The sequence below is a fragment of the Streptomyces sp. NPDC020681 genome (assembly GCF_044334895.1).
Taxonomy (GTDB): domain Bacteria; phylum Actinomycetota; class Actinomycetes; order Streptomycetales; family Streptomycetaceae; genus Streptomyces.
The window spans coordinates 1-1,152 of the sequence record NZ_JBIRTX010000083.1 but is presented as its reverse complement, the minus strand read 5'-3'; the positions used below and the strand labels follow the sequence as shown (position 1 = coordinate 1,152).

The window sequence follows — 1,152 nt, the reverse complement described above, 5'->3', positions numbered from 1 at the left end:
CTAGTGTCCTGAGTCGGGAATTCGGTTCAGATATCCGGCGAGGCGTTCAAGGATCTCGTCTGCGGTCTTCGTCCAGACGAAGGGTTTCGGGTCCTCGTTCCAGGTCTTGATCCAGTTGCGGATGTCCCGCTCCAGGTTCTGGACGTTCTTGTGGACGCCTCGCCGTATCTGCTTGTCCGTCAGCAGGCCGAACCACCGCTCGACCTGGTTCAGCCAGGATGAGCTGGTGGGTGTGAAATGCAGATGGAACCGCGGGTGGGCCAGCAGCCACTTCTGGATCGCCGGCGTCTTGTGTGTGGAGGCGTTGTCGCAGATCAGGTGCACGTCGAGGCCGACGGGAACCTCCTTGTCGATCCGGACCAGGAACTTCTTGAACTCCACTGCCCGGTGCCGGCGGTGCAACTGCCCGATCACTTCACCGGTCGCGGTGTTCAGGGCGGCGAACAAGGTGGTGACCCCGCCGCGCACGTAGTCGTGACTGCGGCGTTCGGGCATGCCGGGCATCATCGGTAACACCGGGGCGGACCGGTCCAGCGCCTGGATCTGCGTCTTCTCATCCACGCACAGCACCAACGCCCTGTCGGGCGGGGCAAGATACAGCCCCACCACATCCCGGACCTTCTCGATGAACTGCGGATCCTTCGACAGCTTGAAGGTGTCCACCAAGTGCGGCTTGAGCCCGAACGTCCGCCAGATCCGCGAGACGGTCGACTGCGACAAGCCTGTCTGCCGGGCCATCTCCCGTGTCGACCAGTGGGTTGCATTCTTCGGAGCGGCCTCCAGGGTCCGCACCACGACCTCTTCGACCTGCTCGTCCGTCACCGTCCGCGGCCCGCCCGGGCGCGGTTCGTCGGCCAGACCATCCAGACGGTCGCGTACGAACCGGCCCCGCCACCGGCTCACCGTATGTGCCTCAATGCCCAGACGGGCGGCGACATCCTTGTTCGTCGCACCCGTTGCGCTCTCCAGCACGATCCGGCACCGCAGAGCCAGGGCCTGCGAGGACGTACGACGCCTGGCCCAATGCGTCAACGTCTCACGCTCATCATCGGTCAGCACCAACTCGGCCTTCGGCCGTCCCGTCCTCGCCATCCACCCAGAATGCCGAACCACCCACTACTTTCGCAGCGAAATCACGACTCAGGACACTAG

1 protein-coding gene is annotated in these 1,152 nt (G+C 64.2%); it reads right to left on the bottom strand.

All coding sequences use genetic code 11. The features are described 5' to 3' along the window. Positions 1-1,092, bottom strand: coding sequence for an IS630 family transposase (locus ACH4YL_RS40805; RefSeq protein ID WP_398512597.1), 1,092 nt, complete (start codon positions 1,090-1,092; stop codon positions 1-3). Between the last annotated feature and the right edge of the window lie 60 nt (positions 1,093-1,152).